Source organism: Marinoscillum sp. MHG1-6, from assembly GCF_024714475.1.
Classification (GTDB): domain Bacteria; phylum Bacteroidota; class Bacteroidia; order Cytophagales; family Cyclobacteriaceae; genus JAMZMI01.
This window is the reverse complement of sequence record NZ_JAMZMI010000006.1, coordinates 127,023-143,272: the sequence shown is the minus strand read 5'-3', so window position 1 is coordinate 143,272 and position 16,250 is coordinate 127,023. Positions and strand designations below refer to the sequence as shown.

16 protein-coding genes are annotated in these 16,250 nt (G+C 44.0%); 10 read left to right on the top strand and 6 right to left on the bottom strand.

Annotated elements, in window-relative coordinates:
• Positions 1-83: 83 nt before the first annotated feature.
• Positions 84-1,151, bottom strand: a complete 1,068-nt coding sequence (locus NXR94_RS13980) for a VOC family protein (RefSeq protein WP_258105278.1) — start codon at positions 1,149-1,151, stop codon at positions 84-86.
• 88 nt (positions 1,152-1,239) lie between these two features.
• Here NXR94_RS13980 and dnaX point away from each other — a divergent pair, with 88 nt between their 5' ends.
• The 3 genes from dnaX (at position 1,240) to NXR94_RS13965 (ending at position 4,243) form a co-directional block, all read left to right on the top strand.
• Positions 1,240-2,358: a DNA polymerase III subunit gamma/tau gene (dnaX, locus tag NXR94_RS13975; protein ID WP_258105277.1), complete on the top strand. Its 1,119-nt coding sequence runs from the start codon at positions 1,240-1,242 to the stop codon at positions 2,356-2,358.
• A gap of 227 nt (positions 2,359-2,585) precedes the next feature.
• Positions 2,586-2,933 carry a hypothetical protein gene (locus NXR94_RS13970; protein WP_258105276.1) on the top strand — a complete coding sequence of 116 codons (348 nt, stop codon included), beginning with the start codon at positions 2,586-2,588 and terminating at the stop codon, positions 2,931-2,933.
• A 95-nt stretch (positions 2,934-3,028) separates the two neighbouring features.
• A complete protein-coding gene (locus tag NXR94_RS13965; RefSeq protein WP_258105275.1) occupies positions 3,029-4,243 on the top strand; it encodes an NAD(P)/FAD-dependent oxidoreductase in 1,215 nt (404 codons plus the stop codon).
• Here NXR94_RS13965 and NXR94_RS13960 read toward each other — a convergent pair.
• Genes NXR94_RS13960 through NXR94_RS13950 form a run of 3 tightly spaced genes read right to left on the bottom strand, consistent with a single transcriptional unit; the run spans position 4,240 to position 8,158 of the window.
• Positions 4,240-6,258: a LysM peptidoglycan-binding domain-containing protein gene (locus tag NXR94_RS13960; protein WP_258105274.1), complete on the bottom strand. Its 2,019-nt coding sequence runs from the start codon at positions 6,256-6,258 to the stop codon at positions 4,240-4,242. The genes NXR94_RS13965 and NXR94_RS13960 overlap by 4 nt on opposite strands.
• Positions 6,255-6,893 carry an O-methyltransferase gene (locus tag NXR94_RS13955; RefSeq protein ID WP_258105273.1) on the bottom strand — a complete coding sequence of 213 codons (639 nt, stop codon included), beginning with the start codon at positions 6,891-6,893 and terminating at the stop codon, positions 6,255-6,257. The genes NXR94_RS13960 and NXR94_RS13955 overlap by 4 nt, the downstream gene beginning before the upstream one ends.
• A gap of 32 nt (positions 6,894-6,925) precedes the next feature.
• Positions 6,926-8,158 (bottom strand): pitrilysin family protein, encoded by a 1,233-nt coding sequence (locus NXR94_RS13950; protein WP_258105272.1) that lies wholly within the window; start codon positions 8,156-8,158, stop codon positions 6,926-6,928.
• A 133-nt stretch (positions 8,159-8,291) separates the two neighbouring features.
• On the opposite strand from NXR94_RS13950, the gene NXR94_RS13945 reads away from it, so the two are divergent.
• The 5 genes from NXR94_RS13945 (at position 8,292) to NXR94_RS13925 (ending at position 12,526) form a co-directional block, all read left to right on the top strand.
• A complete protein-coding gene (locus NXR94_RS13945; protein ID WP_258105271.1) occupies positions 8,292-8,699 on the top strand; it encodes an EVE domain-containing protein in 408 nt (135 codons plus the stop codon).
• 20 nt (positions 8,700-8,719) lie between these two features.
• A complete protein-coding gene (locus NXR94_RS13940; protein WP_258105270.1) occupies positions 8,720-10,279 on the top strand; it encodes a hypothetical protein in 1,560 nt (519 codons plus the stop codon).
• Between the two features lie 34 nt (positions 10,280-10,313).
• A complete protein-coding gene (gene pyrR, locus NXR94_RS13935; RefSeq protein WP_258105269.1) occupies positions 10,314-10,859 on the top strand; it encodes a bifunctional pyr operon transcriptional regulator/uracil phosphoribosyltransferase PyrR in 546 nt (181 codons plus the stop codon).
• Complete coding sequence (locus NXR94_RS13930) at positions 10,856-11,785, top strand: aspartate carbamoyltransferase catalytic subunit (RefSeq protein WP_258105268.1); 930 nt, start codon at positions 10,856-10,858, stop codon at positions 11,783-11,785. The genes pyrR and NXR94_RS13930 overlap by 4 nt, the downstream gene beginning before the upstream one ends.
• 78 nt (positions 11,786-11,863) lie before the next feature.
• On the top strand, positions 11,864-12,526 hold the full coding sequence (locus tag NXR94_RS13925) for a lysophospholipid acyltransferase family protein (protein WP_258105267.1): 663 nt from the start codon (positions 11,864-11,866) through the stop codon (positions 12,524-12,526).
• An 8-nt stretch (positions 12,527-12,534) separates the two neighbouring features.
• On the opposite strand, the gene NXR94_RS13920 is transcribed toward NXR94_RS13925, so the two are convergent.
• Both NXR94_RS13920 and NXR94_RS13915 read right to left on the bottom strand, forming a co-directional pair.
• Positions 12,535-13,245 (bottom strand): SIMPL domain-containing protein, encoded by a 711-nt coding sequence (locus tag NXR94_RS13920; protein ID WP_258105266.1) that lies wholly within the window; start codon positions 13,243-13,245, stop codon positions 12,535-12,537.
• Between the two features lie 132 nt (positions 13,246-13,377).
• Positions 13,378-13,824, bottom strand: coding sequence for a hypothetical protein (locus NXR94_RS13915; protein ID WP_258105265.1), 447 nt, complete (start codon positions 13,822-13,824; stop codon positions 13,378-13,380).
• A gap of 247 nt (positions 13,825-14,071) precedes the next feature.
• Here NXR94_RS13915 and NXR94_RS13910 point away from each other — a divergent pair, with 247 nt between their 5' ends.
• Both NXR94_RS13910 and NXR94_RS13905 read left to right on the top strand, forming a co-directional pair.
• Positions 14,072-15,178, top strand: coding sequence for a nickel-binding protein (locus NXR94_RS13910; RefSeq protein ID WP_258105264.1), 1,107 nt, complete (start codon positions 14,072-14,074; stop codon positions 15,176-15,178).
• A 187-nt stretch (positions 15,179-15,365) separates the two neighbouring features.
• Complete coding sequence (locus tag NXR94_RS13905; RefSeq protein ID WP_258105263.1) at positions 15,366-16,106, top strand: hypothetical protein; 741 nt, start codon at positions 15,366-15,368, stop codon at positions 16,104-16,106.
• Positions 16,107-16,250 lie beyond the last annotated feature (144 nt).

The window sequence follows — 16,250 nt, the reverse complement described above, 5'->3', positions numbered from 1 at the left end:
AATCACTGGAATTGATGGTTGGAGTCAATGAGCCAATGATTTAGAGTATGAACATCTATAAAAAGAGTATGAACCGGCTTTCGCTACCCATTTTTCACTTTTTTTATTTTAATGAGCTTGAGTAGCCATGTCGGGACGTCTTTGTTTGAATCATTTCCTTGCAGGTTAATCGAGAGTCCCAGGGAAGGGATGACGGGCACTTTATGTGTCTCCACAAATTCAATAGCTGTGCCATCCGGGTCGTCAATATATGCTACACGACTGGTCACTTCACCCATGTTGAAGCTTTCACCCTCTTCTGTTTCAAAACTGTCCAGCACAAAGGGGAATCCTTTCAATTTGCAGTGTGCTTTAAGAGCATCCATATCCCTGACATCAAAGCAGATATGAATAAAGCCAGGATCACCCCAATACCGGTCTTCATAAATTTTGATTCCGGTTCTGTCGAGTGATTGAATGAGCTCTATCTCAGTATTGCCCAGAAATTTCGAAAAGCCCCCGATTTCAGCAACTGGTTTGGTAAGCCAGGCTCGATTAAATCGACCCTCAGCGCCCGGTAACGAACTTAATTCTTTAGGAATGTCTGATTCAATTGCTCTTTGGAGTTCATACCCCAGAACATCAGTATAGAATGCAATTGACTTTTCTAGGTCAGAGCACCCAACAATAGCACCATATACGCCGGAGGTAGTTTTCGGTTTTTCAAAATAGCCAACACCTTCAATTACCTGGAAAAAGTTTCGGTAAGGGTCTGAAAAAGTAAAGGAAAGCTTCCCGGAGATTCCTTCTTCGATTGCCGATGGCGACAGGTGCTTCAGTATTTTATGAGCCCGGTGAATGTCAGGGGTTTTTAATTTGATACAGAAGGTGCCTAAGTCTCCTAGTTGTATCGGTTTCTTCGGCAATTTGGGTTCACGACTCAGGTACTGCCAAACTTCCAGCCCTCCGGCACCGGACATGTTCATTACAATAGCAGCTTGTCTCTCATGAGCCATTCCTCCTGTATAAGCTTTCATAAGTCCGGCAATGGTTTTTTCCTCGAGCACCTGGGCAGAGAAGTGAAGGTTCTTGTGATACCAGCTTCTCGCTTGCGGCATATCTGTTACGCCAATTCCTACCTGAAGTATGCCCCCGATTTTTGGTTTACTCATCCGACTTTTTGTTTCAAGATTCAAGTTTAACAATTATCTGCACCCAGACCATTTTCAAAACCCCTTAGTTTTTTATCTTGCAGGCCAGATGGAGTCATTTGTTGTATCAGCACGTAAGTACAGGCCTTTGGGCTTTGATGAGGTAGTCGGTCAGGGACATATTACCACTACGCTTAAGAATGCGATCGACAATAACCACCTGGCTCAGGCACTTTTGTTTTGTGGCCCGAGAGGAGTTGGTAAAACCACTTGTGCGAGAATCCTGTCTCGCATGGTCAATGGTTTTGAAACAGAGAGTGGCGATGCGCAAACCAGCAATTTCAATATCTACGAGCTGGATGCGGCTTCCAACAACTCAGTGGATGACATTCGTAACCTGATTGATCAGGTAAGGTATCCACCTCAGCAGGGAAAATTCAAGGTTTACATCATAGATGAGGTTCACATGCTTTCCACTGCGGCCTTCAATGCTTTTTTGAAGACGCTTGAGGAGCCTCCTTCGTATGCTATTTTTATCCTGGCAACTACGGAGAAGCATAAGGTACTACCAACGATCTTGTCAAGATGTCAGATTTACGATTTTAACCGTATTGAGATCAGTGATATCGTGTATCAGCTTCAAAAAATTGCCGAGGCTGAGGGGATTCAGGCGGAAGATGAAGCACTTCATTTGATCGCTCAGAAGGCAGACGGAGCTTTAAGGGATGCGCTGTCCATTTTCGATTTGATCGTGACGTTCTCTTCTGATAATAAGATCACCTATCAGAATACGATCAAGAACCTCCACATTCTTGATTATGACTATTACTTCAAGGTGGCGGACTTCTTCCGTGAGGAAAACATGTCGGGGTCATTGCTCATTTTTGATGAGATCCTGAAAAATGGGTTCGATGGGCATAACTTTCTCGTGGGCCTTCAGGGGCATTTCAGAAATTTGCTGGTCTGCAAAACACCGGATACTATGAAGTTGATGGAGGTGCCGGAAAACCTGAAATTGAGATATCAGGAGCAATCAAAAGCGTTGAGCGCTTCTTATTTGCTCTCGGGATTGAATATCCTGAACCAGTTTGATATGAACTATAAGTCCAGCAAGAATCAGCGACTCCACGTCGAACTTTGTCTGATGAAGCTGGCAAATCTTAACCGTGCCATTACGCTTGCCAATGCGGGCAGCTCCGAAGAAGGAGCAAAAAAAAAAGTAGCGTAAAGGCAGAAACTTCAAAGGAAGAGAAGGCATCAACGCCTGCACCTGAGCAACCTTCGGCCACAACAAAGCCAATACCTCATACACCGTCTATTGCCGCAAAGAGTCCTTCCGCTCCGCCGAAAGATACTCCAAGTATTTTTAGAAGAAAGTCTGCTGTTGAAGAGGAAAAAGAGGAGGAAGTAGGTAACCAGGTTGAAGAGCTGGATAATGCCTTTACCGATGAGGATTTGAAAAAGGCCTGGGCGGATTACAGGGAATTGAGAAAATCCCAAAATGCAGGCGACATGGAGTTGTTGGTGCTCAGCAGGGAAGTATCCAGGGAGGGTGAGCGTAATGCTAAAGTGACGCTTGCCAGTTCTCTTGAGATCAATATCCTCGAAAGGTTTGAGCAAGAGGTGGTGAGTTATCTCCGTACCACACTCAAAAACACGAAGCTTCTGCTTGAGAATGAAGTGAAGGAACAGGAGACCAGCAAGAAGCTCTATACAAGCAAGGATAAGTTTGAATATATGGCATCTAAAAACCCGGCCCTAAAAGACATGAAAGAGCGTTTAGGGCTGGATTTTGAGTATTGATTTTCCTGACCAAAATCAGCTTTTAACAGCTCATAGATCAAAGTTTATTTGAGCTTCGGTTTGTAGCTTCATGGCGTTGTTAAACATCGATAGCCATGAAACGTATAGTCATATTAGGTTCAAATTTTGCAGGTTATACAGCTGCGTTGGAATTGAAAAGGAAGCTCAAAAAAGAGCCACACGAAGTGGTGGTAGTGTCCCCAACTCATGAGTTTCTATATGTCCCATCTTTGATATGGGTCCCCTTTGGTCGAAGGAAATTGGAAGACATCCGATTTGACCTTCGTCCCATTTTTGATAAAAAAGAAATCAAGTTCATTGAGCAGGCGGCCGAGCATATAGACCCGGACGATAACACTGTTTTTCTTCAAAATGGAGACACCATTACCTACGACTACCTGGTTGTGGCAACCGGTGTCAAAATGAATTTTGACGTTATAGATGGGTTGAATCCCGAGGACCATAAAATTCAGAATATTGTTATTCCCAAGCTGGCAATTAAAACCAATGAAGCTTTTGAGGATTTGGTGAAAGACCCTGGTCCTGTGGTGGTCGGAGCTACCCAGGGAGCAAGTTGTATGGGAGCTGCCTATGAGTACCTCTTCAACATGGACAAAGAATTGCGTCAGCGTAAAGTACGGGATAAAGTGGACTTGTACTGGATTACTCCTGAGCCTTATGTTGGCAATTTCGGGATTGATGGCATGCCGGGCGGGGAGGCCATGCTCAAGATGTTTATGAAGCTTTATAACATTCACTGGATTGTCGATGCAAGCATCGAAAAAATAGAGGATCACAAGATCATCCTGAAGGACGGAACAGAACTACCCTACAAAATGTCCATGCTCATGCCTCCATTTGAAGGTGCGGATGTCATGAAGGCAAGCCCTAAATTGAGCGATGCGAAAGGGTTTGTGCCAGTAGAAGGTAGCTATCAACATGTGAGCTATGCCAACGTGTTTGCTGCCGGACTGGCTGTTCAGGTGAAACCTCCTTTTGAAATTAAGGGAACCGCTTTTGGCGTTCCGAAAACAGGGTATCCGAGCGATGTGACCGGAAAAATTGTGGCAGAAAATATAGCTCGCCTCATTCAGGGTAATACAAAACTCAAGTCCAAAGAGTGGGGAAGAATACCCGCTGTATGTATCATGGATGCCGGACGGAAAGAGGTTTACCTGTTAGCGAATCACCTGTTTAAACCAAGACAGTTCGCCATTATCCTTCCCAATGTCTTCAATGACTTTGGGAAGGTGCTGTTGGAGAAATACTTCCTTTGGAAAAACAAAAGAGGATTGGCCTGGCTTCCTTAAGGGGCTACCTTGAGTTGCTCCCCAACAGAAAGCTCATTTGTGCTTTTGTTATTAAGAGATTTCAACTCCTCTACCGTGAGATCAAATTCTCGGGCAATACTATAGTAGGTGTCGCCCGGTTGAACTGTATAGTTGGTTGGATTCTTCGTGCTTGAGGTACTTGAAACTGTTTGAGAGATTTCATCCTTTTTCTGAATAATCAATTCCAGCCCAATCGACAGTGAACTTTGAGGAGTAAGGTTATTCCAACTCTGAATTTCTTCAACCTTCACCTCATACTTTTTAGAAATCCCCCATAAGCTTTCTCCGGGTTGGACGATGTGGACCTTACGGCTTGATTGCGTTGGGGTTGTTGTCGGAGGAGCAGGGTCAGGTGTAGTCTGGGGTGAAGCTTCTCCTTGTGATATTCGCAACTCCTGACCGATTGAAATTACACTACTTGAGGTCAGACCATTCGTTTCCCGAAGGATATTAACGGGAATGTTGTATTTCTGAGCAATCGACCAAAAGGTTTCACCTGCCTGAACTACATGAGCTTTTGTTGCTCCTGTATTGCTCCTGGAGCTGTTCTCAGTATTTGGCAGAGTAGTAGAGCTTTCTGTTTCTTCGATTATCTGAGGTTCTTCTTTTGCAGGGGCAATGGGCTTTGGTGTTTCTACGATCTCGTTGGGGATATCAACTTTTGGCGGGGTAGAAACCGCTTTCTTTGGCCTGGCTGGTGCCGGTCGCTTTATTTTTACATACTCGATGGGAGTGTCTTTCGGTCGGTTAGTTCTGAGCCACAGTTTACGTCCGGGCTTGAGCTCTCTTGCAGATTCCATCCTGTTTTTCTTCAGGATCTTTTTCATTTTCACCCCATACTTCTGCGATATTTCCCAGAGTGATTCGTCATACTGCGCGACATGAAAATCAATCTCTGCCCTGTTGCGTTTGCGCTGAACATAATATATCTCCCCGGTATTCACTGTTTCACTTGCCCGGAGGTCATTGTACTTGAGGAATTGCCTGCTTAATATATTGGATTTTATTGCCAGAGAGACCACATTATCAGTTTCAGTGGCCATGACCGCTTTCAGACCATTTCGCTTAATGAAGACATTCTTTCGGTCAATTTTATAATCTTTCTTGGTCGAGGACTCGCTTGGCTCTTCAATTCTTTTTGCTAGTGGAGGGTTTCCGCTGTGACCCTTGAGATTGTCCGGAACACGCCCTTTTACAGGGACAATGACCGTATAGGTCTTGTCGTCAGGGATCTTCCCGAATTTTAGCCACTTATTATACTCCTTAAGCTCATCTTCATCCACCTTTAATTCATGGGCAATCTGCTCGATTGATTTGTTTTTACCGTGATCATATTCAACGAGTTTCATTCCCTCGCTATGAGGCCCACCAACCTCATCTCTAAAAGCGAGCACATGGGCGATAAATCTTTTGACATACCAGTGCGTCTTTTCAGAAATGACCATACTGTTGGCCCCTACGTCCTTTTGGTTGACATAGGGCTTAACACCACCTGCCCCAGTCATGTAGGCATTGACCGCATATATCCAGTTTTTGACATAAAAATTGTTTCGATGAAAATATTTGGCCGCCCCCCGGCTTGATGCCACAATGTTTTTTCGCTCATCAACTTTACTATCCACCCGCAGGCCGACTTCCCTTGCGGTAAAGTCCTTGAACTGCCAGTAACCGACCGCTCCTGAGGAGGAAACGGCATCGGAAACCAGGGCACTTTCCTGAATAGACAGAAACTTGATGTCTTCAGGTACTCCTTCTTCTTTGAGTACCCTTTCTATGATAGGGAAATAGAGATTGATGCGATCCAGTTTGAGACGGAAGTATTTTTCGCTGGCTCTGAGCGCATTGATTTCTTTTTGGATTTCCCGTTGCGCACCGGAAGTGATTTTTAGTTTCATTTCCGCGATCTCCACATTGGTGGGAACCTGAGGGATATCGCCCAGAGCGAAAACGTAAATAGATAGGCAGGTAAATGATAGGAGAAGAAGCTTCCTCATTTTTTTCTTAGCACCATTAGACCATCTCTGATCGGGAATAATACATTCTCTACCCGATCGTCATTTTGAACCTTTTCGTTAAACTCCCTAACTGAAACGGTTGCTTTGTCATTTTTATTTTCATCAAAGACCTTGCCGCTCCATAACACATTGTCAATAAGCATGAATCCACCGGGGCGAAGCTGATTGAAGGTCATGTCATAATAATCCGGGTAGGACTCCTTATCCGCATCAATGAATATCATATCCCATGTGTGGTTCAGAGTGGGGATAATTTTCCGTGCATCACCGATCATCATCTCAATTTTATCACCGTGGGGAGACTCAGAAAAGTACCCCTTCACTCTTGGTTCCAGTTCATCATTGATGTCAAGGGTAATGAGCTTTCCCGATTCTGTCAGTCCTTCCGCCATGCAAAGTGCTGAATAGCCCGTGTAGGTGCCAATCTCCAGGATGTAATCAGGTTTGATCATATGGGAGAGCATGGACAGTACCCGTCCCTGCAAATGTCCTGAGAGCATCCGGGGCTTTAGAACTTCCAGATGGGTTTCCCGATTGATCCGGTAAAGCAGTTCACTTTCGGGATCAGTATGAGCTTCAACGTATGCCTGAAGATCCTTATCCAAAAATTCCATATTGTAAAACTACTAGGTTTTGTGGTAGAAGTCTACTCAGGATGAAAAGTCAGACGACACATTTTTTCCATATCAAAACACTCGATGGCCAATTCCTGAAGTTGCGTTGCGGTGACACCGTCTATCGTCTCGAAAAGTTCGTTGAGATCCGGAACCCGATTGAGGTCCAGCAGGCTTTTCGCCATCATGAGCATCAGAGCGTTGTTGTTTTCCTCAGACATCGCCAGCTGACCTTTGAGCTGTTGCTTCGCTTTGTGCAACTGCATATTCCCAAGGGGCTTTGCCTTCAGAAGATTCAGCTCTTTGCTAACCAGGTTGTAGCTTTTCTTTAAATTTTTTGGGTCGGTGGCGAAGAGAATTGAAAACATCCCCGTATCGATGTAAGGGGAATAATGAGCATCAATCCCATAGACAAATCCATGCTTTTCTCTCAGTGACAAGTTCAGTCTGGAATTCATCCCCGGGCCGCCCAGAATATTCACCAATAGAAAAAACGGGACCCGATACTTACTTTTTAGGTCGAAGGAGGTTGATCCTATCGCCACGTGTGATTGGGAAATTGGCTTCTTAACCTCGCGAACGATGGGCGAATAACCATTGAATAGTGACCTTTTGTGCGTATGGTTTTTGTGCTGGATGGGCTCAACATACTTTTTGATAAGCCTCAGGAGTTTTTTTGTAGAGTAGCTTCCCACACTGGAGATCACAATTTTTTCTGTATTCAGATTCTTCTGAATGAACGAAAGGAAATCCTTCTGATGAAAGCCATTGACTGTTTGGGTAGTACCCAGGATGTTTTTTCCTAAAGCATGATTTTGGAATACCAACTCATCAAAATCGTCTTGTATTGCGTCTTCCGGGGTATCAAGATACATAGACATCTCTTCCAGGATCACCATACGCTCCTTTTCGATCTGCGGCTCCGGGAAGGTAGAATGGAACGTGATGTCTGCCAGCAATTCAACTGCCTTATCCAGATGGTTATCCAGAACAGATGCGTAGAAGCATATTTTTTCCTTCGTGGTATAAGCGTTCAATTCACCACCTAAAGAGTCCAGACGGTCGATGATATGAAAGGACTTACGTTTTTTGGTCCCCTTAAAGGCCATATGCTCCCAGAAGTGGGCAATTCCCTGTTCGTCCGCCGCTTCATCACGGCTTCCGATATCCAGCATGATCCCTACGTGAGCAATCTTCGTGTTGGGTATCTGCCGGTGTGCCACACGGATACCGTTTGGTAATGTTATTAGATCGAAATCCTCCATTAGGGCGCAAATGTACTATTAAGGAAACAATTCGTGTTCAGGACTTAAACCCTCTTTCTTGTTTTCCTTTTGTGATTAGAAGATTAGTGTATCTTAGATAACCATATAAGAAAAAATAAAATTTAATCGAGTTATGAATTATTGGCTGATCAAATCAGAGCCGGGGACCTATTCATGGGATGACCTTGTAAAAGATGGTAGTACATTTTGGGATGGCGTGAGAAATTATGCAGCGCGCAATCACATGAAGGCCATGAAAAAGGGTGATCTGTGTCTGTTTTATCATAGTGTAAATGAAAAGCAATGTGTGGGTGTGGCTGAAGTGGTCAAAGAATTTTACCAGGATCCGACTACGGAAGATGACCGATGGGTAGTGATGGATGTGGCGGCTGCTTATCCATTAAAAAAGGCCGTGACGTTAGAAATGGTTAAATCAAATGCCAATCTTTCTGACATGGTTCTCGTCAATAACTCCAGACTTTCCGTTCAACCTGTTAAAAAGGAAGAATTTGATATCATTGTAGGGCTCAGTGAGTCGTAAATAATGTAACTTCTTAGCAGATGAAGATGAACAACGTGACCCTTATTTCGTGCCTTCTGATGCTATGTGCCTTTTTCTCCCATGCCCAGAAGAAAAAGCAGCAGGATACGAGTGACTATATCGTTCAGCCCGGACGGATTGAGTTTGATATTGAGCTCATGGAAAGTAATCCCTTTCACATCATAGCAGGGGGTGAAACAGGTTTGTTATTGGCTGAGGAGGATGATTATATCAATAGGGGACAAAACTGGAAGCTTCATAAACTGGATACTGCCCTGAATCTGATCTGGACCCGCCTTTTGGTTATTCCTGCCGGGGCGTATTATACCGGATATGATTTCTACGACGGTAAATACTATATGCTCTTTTCTGATCCTAAGATGGATTATGGAGGATACCTGCTCTATGAAATAGACCAAAAAACATCTAACATCAATAGTTACCCGGTGAGAACGGTTTTTCCGTTGTCGCTGACGGAGTTTGAAGTGGTGGGAAATTTTGTGCTGCTCTCTGGGCATACCAATTATCGTCCGGTAATGATGGTTTATGACTTCATCGAGAAAAAGCCGAAGGTGCTACCCGGGATTTATGACCGTTCCGGGGATATTCAAAAGCTGATCGTAAATGATGATATGCAGGTTTTTACAGTCTTGATATCGGAGCGACTGAATAATAAAAAATACACGCTCATTGCGAAAACCTTTACCGCGTCGGGAGACCTGATTCAGGAAGTGCAGCTGGACCCCGGGGACAAACAGAATATTGTAGATGGCGTGAGTACCAATTTCTATGGAGGTTATCAATATATTTCGGGTACCTACAGTAAAAAACCTTCAACCTATAGTCGTGGGCTCTACCTCAGCAAATTTGTGAATGGAAGGCAGCAGTTTATTAAATACCACGAGTACGCCCAGTTGGACAATTTCTTTGGTTACATGTCTACCAAACGGGAAAAGCGCATCAAAGAGCGCATCAAGCGAAAGGCAGCCAAAGGAAAAAGTGCGAAATTCAATTACAAGCTACTGGTACATGACATCATCCCAAGAGGAGATGAGTTTTTGCTGATTGCAGAGGCTTATTATCCACGTTATTCCTCTTATTATGGTGGTTCTCCTAACTATGGGCAATTTTACCAGACTTATACGCCCGGGTTTATCGGGTACAATTTCACCCATGCAGTGGTCGTGGCTTTTGATCGGAACGGAAACATCAAGTGGGACGCCAGCTTTGGAATCGATAATGTCCTTAGCTATTCTTTGGAGGAATTCGTGTCTGTTAGTGTCTATGATGATGAGGTGGTTTTGATGTACCTGGATGAAAATGCGATCCAGTCTAAAGTGGTCAGAGGAGATAAAATTTCAGAGGGGAAAACATTCATGCCGGTGCAGCTGGCCTTTGAGGGAGATGAGGTGAAGACCCGGGATCCCGATACCGAAGGCTTGAAGCCATGGTATGATCAGACCATGTATGCCTTTGGTGAACAACGCATCAAAAATGATCAGGCCGTTAATGGAAAAATATTTAGAACCATTTTTTATATCAACAAGGTTCAATATCATATGCAGGAAAATCCAAAATAATTTAGATGGTCTTATATTTGCGCCAGCCTAAATCATGCAAAAACGACTTCTCCTAGACGGCAAGCTTCTACAAATCACAATCAGCCGGTTGTGTCAACACCTAATTGAAAATCACGACGATTTCGCTAACACGGTCATTTTGGGTCTTCAGCCCAGAGGAATATACCTTGCTGAGCGTATCAAGAAGACTTTAGAAGCGGAGTTGAAAAAGACCATCGATCTTGGTTATCTGGATACTACTTTTCATCGGGATGATTTCAGAAGACGAGAAGATCCCCTTAAGCCTAACCAGACCAAAGTTCCATTTATCATTGAAGGTAAAAATGTGATTGTAGTGGATGATGTCCTCTATACCGGGAGATCGGTAAGGGCCGCATTGGATGCCATGACGACATTTGGAAGGCCTGCTAAAGTGGAATTGCTGGTATTGATCGACAGGATGTATTCGAGAGATATCCCTGTCGAAGCGAATTATATTGGAAAGAAAGTGAATACCCTGGAATCTCAGAAAGTAAAAGTGGAGCTGAAGGAGCAGGGGAGTGAAAAAGATAATATCTGGTTAATTAATATTCCTGAATGAGCCAACTGAACACCAAACATCTACTAGGGATCAAAGACCTCACCGCCGAGGAGATCAACCTTATTTTTGAGACCGCAGATGGATTTAAAGATGTTTTGAACAGGCCCATCAAAAAAGTACCTTCCCTGCGTGATGTGACGGTAGCCAACGTATTTTTTGAAAACTCTACGCGAACCAGGTTGTCCTTTGAGTTGGCAGAGAAAAGACTTTCAGCGGATGTCATCAACTTTTCCTCTTCCTCTTCCTCAGTAAAAAAGGGTGAGACTTTATTGGATACCGTAAATAATATCCTGTCCATGAAAGTGGATATGATCGTGATGCGGCACAGTAGCCCGGGGGCTCCTCATTTTCTGGCGAAGCACATAGACGCGAATATTATTAATGCCGGAGACGGTACCCATGAGCACCCTACCCAGGCGCTTCTGGATAGTTTCTCAATCAGAGAAAAGCTTGGCGATGTGGCAGGCAGGAAAGTGGTGATTGTGGGAGACATCCTGCACTCACGGGTGGCACTATCAAATATTTTTGCACTGCAAAAGCTCGGAGCAGAGGTCATGGTATGTGGTCCGGCAACCTTGCTTCCCAAGCATATCAGCTCCCTTGGCGTAAAAGTGGAGTTGGATATCCGCAAGGCTCTGGAATGGTGCGATGTGGCCAACATATTGAGGATCCAGCTGGAACGTCAAAAGATGAGGTACTTCCCTTCCTTGAGGGAATACTCGCAACATTACGGAGTGAATAAACAACTATTGGATACGCTTAACAAGGAAATCGTAATCATGCACCCCGGACCAATTAACCGTGGCGTGGAGATCACCTCAGACGTGGCGGATTCTGATCACTCCATCATCTTGCAACAGGTAGAAAATGGCGTAGCGGTGCGTATGGCGGTGCTTTACCTGCTGGCCGGTAAAAAAGCCGGATAAGCATACAAATACCTAAATCAACCTGATATTTTGCTGACACCTTTTCGTTACCTCTTTTGCATTTTTTGGACGATCCTGATGATCAGCAGCTCGCTCGTGGTCCTGGTGATGACTTTCAGTCAGAAGATACCGGTGGTCATGGCGAGAACCATGTTTGCTCCGGGTATCCTTTGGGGGTGTGGAATTCGGTTACAGGTAACCGGTGCAGAAAATTTACCGAAGGGGGAGTCCTTTGTTTTTGTTTCCAATCATTTATCCTACCTGGATATCCCGTCACTATTTAGGGCGATCCCTCACAACCTACATTTTGTAGCTAAAAAGGAAATTAAATGGGTGCCGTTTATCGGCTGGTACATGCTGGCAACGGGGATGATTTTCGTCGACCGAAGTAATCGATTGAAGGCCATAGCGAGCCTGGCCCAGGCGGGCAAGCTTATCAAAAAAGGTAAAGATGTGCTGATGTTTCCCGAGGGAACAAGAAGCAAAACGGGCGAGATAGGAGAATTCAAAAAGGGGCCGTTCATGCTGGCAGCGAAGGCAGGCGTAAAGGTGGTGCCGGTGTCTATTACCGGAACGGAAAAGGTGTTACCTTCAGGTAGCTTTGCCCTCAGTCCGGGAGTGGTGAAAGTGAATATCGGTCAGCCATTGGAAACGCTCCAATCCGATGTAAAGAGTGGGGCCATCGTTGACAAAGTCAAAGAGGAAGTTGGCCGCCTGAAGGCTCAAATTACCACTTCCTAATCTCAATCCTATTCTATCAGAAAATGTATGGTGACCTGCTCGGTTACGGTGATATCCTGGGCTTGAAATCCCTGTGAATCTGGTCCCATCATGGCTGATTCTTTCATGGCGTAGGCAGCTTTCATTTCATACATCGGCATACCCGGGTTGGAGGTAGCTCCGTAAATGATTTTAGAAACACTTCCCAATGATACGTCGCTGAACCTTGCGAGGAGAGCAGCATTTTTCTTTGCGTCGGCTACGGCTTTTTCCAGAACCTGTTCTTTGGTAGTTTCCCGTAGCTTGTCTGACAGGGTAAACCCAAATCTAATTTCGGCTTCGGTGTTTCCATTTTGAAATTGATTGAGGAACTCGCCAATTCTTTTGCTTGAGCTTGGAAACTCCAGCACCATCGACTGAGTAGCGATATAGCCGCTATCTATGCGCATGCCGTTTCGCCAAAAAATATTTTCTCTCACAGAGAAGTTGGTCGTTTTGACCTTTTCTTCTTCATAACCCATGTTTTTCAGCTTCTTGAGTACTCGTTTTTCTCTGTTTGTCAGCTGAGAAACAGCTTCATTGAAGTTCATAGCGATAGCATTGAGATCGAGGTAAAGAATGCCCTGATCAGGTGAAACTTTCAATTCTGCAGAGCCCTTAATTTCCAATGTGTTTTGCTGGGCAAGTAGTAGGGTGTGGGTAGCAATAAGCAGTGCTGAAATGATAAGGTATTTCTTCATTGGTCTTTTCGTTTTCTGATGAAAGACGAAACGTATACTAACTTGCGGGGTTATAATATTTCTGGGAGGGTTGAAAATAAAAAGGCCGTTCCACAAGGGAACGGCCGGATAGGAATTCACCGCTGGTTGAACTTATGAATCCTGAAAATGTGATTTGACCTTTTCTCCAAATTCTTTGAGGGAGGTTTTCACGTCGCTGGCTGTATTTTCTGCGAAAGCTTTGGTGTCATCCCAGGCTTGCTCAGTGGAATTTTCCAGTTTTTTTAGCGCCTTGTCCAGGTCTTCCCCTTTAGCTTTCATTGTTTGCTTCATTTTTTCTAATTCCTCCTTAGAGTCCTCGGAAGCATTCTCCAGTTTGGTCTCAATTTTTTCGACCCTCATTTTCACTTCCTGTCTAAGTTCCTTCAACTCGACCTCCAGGTCTCTGCGCTCCTGCTGGATGTCTCGTTTTACTTCGCTAATGTCTTTTTTGGCCTCCTCTTTTTTGCCCTGTGAACAGCTAACCATCGCGTAAGCACCCATAAGCAAAAAGAAGATTCTAAACAGCCGATGAATGAATGTGTCTTTTGTACGTTTCATGGTGGTTATCATTTATTCGCACAACAAAGTTGAAATAACCGTGCTAGAAAAATAAAGTGCCCTTAAAGTGGATCTGAGAAGGATTGGGTTTGGGAATACTTCTCATTTTGAGAATGGGGCTTTCACATTGAAAGAGAGGAGATTGGACGGGAAATGGCTGAACCTTTCTGTGTGATGGTGGTCTTCTTATGTAGATGAATGATGTGACCTCACCATCTTTGACAGAGGATTTAACTAAATTTATTAGATGCCTCTATTCATGGATTTGCATATCGGTCAGGACCTCACTGCAGAAGATGTAGCGAGGGCGCACCAGATGGATTTGGAAGTTCAGGACCAATTGCAATGTCATTGCCTGACCTATTGGTTCGATGAAGCCCGAAGCAACGCATATTGTCTTATTGAGGCTCCGAATAAGGAAACCGCTGTTGAAGTGCATAATCGCTCCCACAAGCAAATGCCTGATGAGATCATTGAGGTTGACAAGAGAGTGGTAAAGGCGTTTTTGGGTCGTATACTTGATCCTGTGGTCGCCGATTTTGTGATTGATCAAAAAATTAAGGTTTTTAGTGATTCGGCATTTAGGGTCATACTCTCCATTACGATTTCCCAAAAGAAGTTGCTCATCCATCAACAAGGGGAGCGCAAAGCTGAAAATCTTACCAGTACCATCAAGGGGCTCATTCTTGAAGTGATTACGAAACATAAAGGGGTTGCAGCGGATTCCTCTTCAAATGAGATTATTACCACATTTGAATCAGCTCAGCCCGCCTATGAATGCTCCAGGGAAATTATGGCATTAAAAGCTTCGCGTGATAAAGACCTAAATCTAAGAATGGTGATTCATGCCGGGAACCCTGTAGATCAGGACCCTGATATTTTTGGAGCCACCTTAAAACAGTCTCGTTTTTTGTGTAGTGAACACATGGGGAGCCAATTAAATGTCACCTACACGGTCGCTGATTTGCTGCAAAAATCCGGGGTCAGTTTAGATAGAACTGATACAAGAAGTTTGGCGAAAAGTGAGGAAGAGTTATTGAAAAAGCTTGTGAAGGTGCTTCATGCAAACTGGCAAAATGCGGAATTTGATGTCAGTGCACTGGGTAAGGAGTTATTAATCAGTAAGTCTCAGCTTTTTCGAAAATGTGTCAGCTTAACGGGTGAATCTCCAAATATCATATTGAGAAACTTTAGGCTGGGCCAGGCTATCCAAAAACTAAACCTTGCGAATAGAAGTGTTTCTCAAATAGCTTTTTCCTGTGGCTTTAACAATCCTTCTTACTTCACCAAGTGTTTTCATAGTCGCTTTGGACTGAAACCCTCTGAATATATGGCTGTTTCGACCGCGGTTTAACAGGTGGTCATTTTGTGGCAGCAATTGAACTTTTTGTTCCATTCATCTCGGAACCTGTCTCCTAAATTTGAAAAACAAGACTGAGGGGTCTTGGCCACAGGCGTAGGATTGTAAAATCGAAAATCTGCAGTGATCAATGATCCATTCATTCACACGAGTTATTGTTTAACATCTAAATGACTTGATCATGAAAACTACTCATCCTGTTCTTCGAATTATCGGTATCAATTATGGAACGTATTTTTCCATTTTCGCCATCATGGCATTGTTAATCCTAGTGATGTCTTCATGTGCAAATAATGATGAAGACATTATTGCTCCTGCTCCTGTTTCTGCTCCTATGGTTGTAGGGAATAATGAAGACATTTGGTCATCCGAAAATCAATCGACTAAGGGAATTGAAAATGCTCCCAATACTTCTGGTTCTTTTGTGATCAGAGATAGCTATGAGGGTGCGTTCGCATTAACTCTGGTTGATAATGTCAGCAAACTGGTGGCTACCATTGGCTATCCAGATCTAATACCTACATATTGCGGAGGGGGTTTCCCTGAGGACGTAGTGGCGTTTCAAGATATTATTGCTGCGAACAATGGTGATCGTGCTCTGTCACTAGGGCAGGGTAAAATGCATGTAAAGGTTTTTCAAGGGCCATTGAGCACAGTGGATTTTAGTGAATGGTGTCCTTTTTTTACCAACTCTGAGGTACTTGCGGAAGGTACCGTTCGGGTCATATCACCTACCAACGAACTCTATCCTGCAGAAACCAACAATAAGATGATCTGGAGTGTTCAGTTTCATGGAAAACTTTTGACGTTGGATAATGAAATTAAAAACGTGAGCGGAGGGGTACTGTTTACCTGGGATAAGGAAGAAGAATTTAATTCGCTACTGGACCTCGTAGAAAGAGTTTCATTGCAGTTGCACTGAGGCTTTTCAGAACAGTAGACCTCTCAGCGTCCTCGCGCCTTATGCGAGGACGTTTATTTTATCTGTATATCAGACCACCATATGGTCGTCGATATGAATCATTGATCAAGCTGAATTTTGAGGCGATCAAGCAGAGACCTGTAT